Source organism: Brevundimonas sp., assembly GCF_036677305.1.
Taxonomy (GTDB): Bacteria; Pseudomonadota; Alphaproteobacteria; order Caulobacterales; family Caulobacteraceae; genus Brevundimonas.
Map to the genome: position 1 here is coordinate 1 of NZ_JAKFEB010000079.1, position 4,029 is coordinate 4,029.

Consider the following 4,029-nt stretch of genomic DNA (forward strand, 5'->3'; position numbering starts at 1 on the left):
GAGCGCGGGCTCTGGAGCCTTGAAACGGTTGACATTCGGGCCTTTTCCACAGATACGCGCGGCTTCCTGGACGACACCCCCGCGGGTGGCGGTCCGGGAGCCGTGCTTAAAGCGGACGTGGTGGCCCGGGCGCTGGACAGCGTAGCGGAACCGCAACGGCCGCTTTTGTACATGAGCGCCCGGGGTCGGCCCCTGACCCAGGCGCGCGTCAAGGAATGGGCCAAGGCGGACGGGATCACCGTCCTGTGCGGCCGTTTCGAGGGGGTGGATCAGCGCGTGCTGGACGCGCGCGGGTTCGAGGAGGTCTCCGTCGGAGACGCGGTTCTCGCCGGCGGCGAGGCGGCGGCGATGGTGGTGATCGAGGCGTGCGTTCGATTGATCCCCGGAGTGCTGGGCCAGGCCGAAAGCCTGAGTTCGGAAAGCTTCGAGGACGGTCTTCTGGAGCATCCGCAGTACACGCGACCGCGGACGTTCGAGGGGCTGGAGATACCCGAGGTTCTTTTGTCGGGCGACCACAAGAAGGTCGCACAATGGCGCGAAGAGCAGCGGCGAGAGACGACCCGGGAGCGGCGGCCAGACCTCTGGACGGCGCATCTGGAGAAGACACCCGCGGGGCATGACCCCGCCAAATCACAGGTAAAGAGCAAAAAAGCTCAAGGAGACTGACATGAACATCCTGCAGACCATCGCAGCCGAAGAAAAAGCCCGCCTGACCGCGGTCCGCGCCATCCCCGACTTCCAGCCGGGCGACACGCTGCGCGTCATGGTCAAGATCAAGGAAGGCGAGCGCGAACGCATCCAGGCCTTCGAGGGCGTCTGCATCGCCCGCGCCGGCGGCGGGATCAACGAGAATTTCACCGTGCGCAAGATCAGCTTCGGCGAGGGCGTCGAGCGCGTCTTCCCGCTGATGTCGCCGAACATCGACGCCATCGAGGTCAAGCGTCGCGGCGTCGTGCGGCGCGCCAAGCTGTATTACCTGCGTGACCGTCGCGGCAAGTCGGCCCGGATCGCCGAGAAGCAGACCGTGCGTCCGGTCAAGGGCGTCGTCGTGCCGGAAACCGGCAAGGCCGAAACGGCCGCCGACACCGAAGCATAAGCCGCTTTACAGCTGCCAGAATGACGAAGGCCCCGGCGGAAACGCCGGGGCCTTCTTTATTTCCGGTCCGCCCGATCAGTTCGGATAGAGGCGGTTATCCGCGTCCTTCTGACCCTCGAGGCTGTGCTTGAGGTCGCGCATCTGGTCGTGGCCGTCCTTCACCGTCGTATAGGCCCGGCGGATGGTCTCGCGGGTGGTGGCGGAGACGGCCGAGTCCTCGAGGGCGCCTTCGAACTTGGCCTTGATGAAGTCCTCGCCGTTCTCGACCGAGTTCACCACGGCCTGTTCGTCGCGCAGCAGTGCGTGTTTGACGTCCAGGAAGGCGCGGTGGGCCTTGGCCAGGACGGTGCCGTCGTCCTCGGGCTCGCCGCCGAGGGTGCGGACCGCGCCCTGAAGGTCGGACACCACCTGCTGGCGTTCGAAGCTGCGGGCCTCGAACAGGGTGCGGAAGCCTTCCTTGTCGGTTTCCTTGGCGGCCTCGCGATAGCCGTCGGCGCTGTCGATCGTGGTCTCGATCAGGCTGTTGAGAACGTGGATGTCGTGGTGGTTGGGGCTGCTCATCGTGATCTGCCTGTGCTGTGGGGGAGGAGCCTCCAAAGCGCAGACGGAGCGGAAATGGTTTCAGCTTCGCCGTTCTACAGTTTCGTGCGCAGCGACCAGAGCTCGGGGAAACAGCGGCGCTGGAGCGTTTCCGTCAGATAGGCCACGCCCTCGGTGCCGCCCGTGCCGCGGCGGCGGCCGATGATGCGTTCGACGGTGACCACATGCTTGTGACGCCAGGTCAGCAGGGCGTCGTCCAGATCGACCAGCTTTTCGGCCAGCTGGTAGAAGGGCCACCAGCGCGTGGTGTCGCGATAGACCTCCAGCCAGGCGGCCTCGACCGCTTCCGACGGCTGCCAGGGCTGGCTGACGTCGCGGTTCAGGACCTCGGCCGGGACCGGAAGGCCGGCGGCGGCCAGCTGACGCAGGGCGTCGTCATAGAGGCTGGGGGCGGACAGGGCGGCCCGCAGGGCGGCGTGGGCGTCGGGGCGTTCCTCGTGGAAGCGCAGGAAGCGGTCGTCCTTGAGGCCCAGCATGTATTCGAAGCGGCGGAACTGGTCGCTCTGGAAGCCCGAGGACGAGCCCAGCACGCCGCGGAAGCGCAGATAGTCGGCGGGGGTCATGGTGGCCAGGATGTCCCAGCTCATGGTCATGACGGCCTGGATGCGGCTGACGCGGGCCAGGCTCTTGTAGGCGGGGACCAGGTCGCCGGCGCGCACCAGCGACTGGGCGAGGGTCACCTCGTGCAGGATCTGCTTGAGCCACAGCTCCTTGGTCTGGTGGATGACGACGAACAGCATCTCGTCGTGCTCGGTCGAGATCGGGTGCTGGGCGGCCAGAAGGTCGTCGAGGGTCAGATAGCCGGCGTAGGTGATGTCGGACGGATGGGCGGGTGCGTCGGTCATCCGCGACCTATCGCGCGGGCGGGGCGTCGGCTCAAGAGCGGGTCAGCGTCCGTCGTCGTCGGCTTCGGCGCGGCCGGGGTCGAGGGTGTTGTCGACGCGGTCGTCCCAGCCCTCGCGGTCGGACTTGAAGGCCAGTCCCATCAGCACCCAGGCGAGGACCACCGTGCCCAGCACGCCCAGCGAAAGGGCGATCCAGCCGTGCAAGGGCAGGGCGCCGCCGCCGATCATTTTCCAGAACAGGCTGATCAGGCCGGTGGCGGCCGCCGAGACAAGCGCGGCGATGAGCAGGTTGCGGAGGATGCGGAGAACCATGGAGAGGATGTAGGCGCGGGAGGCGGCGGATACGAGCGGATCAGGCGACGTGGCGGATCGAGACCGTCACGCCGGGGCTGGGCGCCGTTGTCATGCGGGCATCCAGCTGTTTGACCAGCGCCTCGACGATGGCCGTGCCGAGACCGCCATGAACGGAAGGGACGGCGCCCAGCGCGCCGACGCCGTTGTCCTTTATGACCAGAACCCAGCCGTCCCCCGCGCTCTCGTAGGTAACGAGGACAAGGGCGTCCGCGTGCCCGTCGGGGAAGGCGTATTTGATGGCGTTGATGACCAGTTCGGTGACGATCAGACCCATGCTGACGGCCTTGTCCGAGCCGATGAAGCCGTGGTCGGCCTCGACGCGGATGGCGATGGGCTGGCTCTCGCCGACCATGGAGGCGGAGAGGCTGGCGCACAGCTTGGTCAGATAGGGGCCGACCTCGATCTGGTCGAGATCGCCCGAGGCGTGGAGATGGGACTGGACCTCGGCGACCGAGAGCACGCGCTGGTGCGCGTCCTTCAGGTGGAGGCGGGTCTCCTCGGAGGTCACGGCGCGGGCCTTGATCAGCAGGATGCTGGCGATGATCTGCAGGCTGTTGGCGACGCGGTGCTGCATCTCCTGGAGCAGGATCTGTTTCTGGCGCAGAAGCTCTTCGGTGTGTTCGAGCAGCTGGGCCAGTTCGCGCTCGACCGTGCGGCGGGCGGTGACGTCGGTAAAGGCCAGCAGGATGGTGCTGTTGGAGCTGGTTTCGTAGATCACCTTGCGCGCGTTCAGCAGCATGCTGCGACGGCCGACGCCGGGGAAGTCGTGATCGACCTCGAACCCGTCCATCGCCGTCTTTTCGGGGATGATGGTCTCGAGCAGCAGACGCAGGGCCGGGATGTTCCACTGGCCGTCGCCAAGGTCGTAGAGCAGACGGCCCATGGTGTGGGCGGGGTCGACCTTGAATATCTCGTAGAAGGCGCGGCTGGCGGCGAGAACCGTCAGGTCGCCGTCCAGAACCAGCAGCGGCTCATGGATCGTGTCGACGATCGCCTGGGCGAGCGTCTGGGCATCCTCGATCCCCGGGATCGTCGTCGACATGCGGAGGGAGCGTCCAGTGGCGCGAACGCGGAAGGCGGCGGCCTGCCGGCCACCTCTACGCTCAAAAGGGCGCTCGCGGGGATTTATGTAGG

General features: G+C 66.8%; 6 protein-coding genes. 2 read left to right on the forward strand and 4 right to left on the reverse strand.

The genetic code is table 11. The features are described 5' to 3' along the window. Together trmD and rplS are read left to right on the forward strand one after the other, a co-directional pair. Positions 1-666: tRNA (guanosine(37)-N1)-methyltransferase TrmD (trmD, locus tag V6M42_RS04585; RefSeq protein WP_332677456.1), on the forward strand; the 666-nt coding region annotated here is incomplete at its 5' end. A 1-nt stretch (position 667) separates the two neighbouring features. Continuing rightward, entirely contained in the window at positions 668-1,096 is a 429-nt protein-coding gene (gene rplS, locus V6M42_RS04590) for a 50S ribosomal protein L19 (protein WP_332657401.1), read from the forward strand. Between the two features lie 75 nt (positions 1,097-1,171). Here the strand turns inward: rplS and V6M42_RS04595 are convergent, their stop codons facing one another. The 4 genes from V6M42_RS04595 to V6M42_RS04610 all read right to left on the reverse strand — a co-directional run bounded on the left by V6M42_RS04595 (position 1,172) and on the right by V6M42_RS04610 (position 3,937). Then, the gene (locus tag V6M42_RS04595) at positions 1,172-1,657 is read right to left on the reverse strand and encodes a PA2169 family four-helix-bundle protein (protein WP_332657403.1); all 486 of its coding nucleotides are present in this window, start codon (positions 1,655-1,657) and stop codon (positions 1,172-1,174) included. A gap of 74 nt (positions 1,658-1,731) precedes the next feature. Continuing rightward, on the reverse strand, positions 1,732-2,541 hold the full coding sequence (locus V6M42_RS04600; RefSeq protein WP_332677457.1) for a tryptophan 2,3-dioxygenase: 810 nt from the start codon (positions 2,539-2,541) through the stop codon (positions 1,732-1,734). A gap of 42 nt (positions 2,542-2,583) precedes the next feature. Next, the gene (locus V6M42_RS04605) at positions 2,584-2,853 is read right to left on the reverse strand and encodes a hypothetical protein (protein WP_332677459.1); all 270 of its coding nucleotides are present in this window, start codon (positions 2,851-2,853) and stop codon (positions 2,584-2,586) included. Positions 2,854-2,893: 40 nt separating this feature from the next. After that, complete coding sequence (locus tag V6M42_RS04610) at positions 2,894-3,937, reverse strand: sensor histidine kinase (protein WP_332677461.1); 1,044 nt, start codon at positions 3,935-3,937, stop codon at positions 2,894-2,896. Positions 3,938-4,029: the final 92 nt, after the last annotated feature.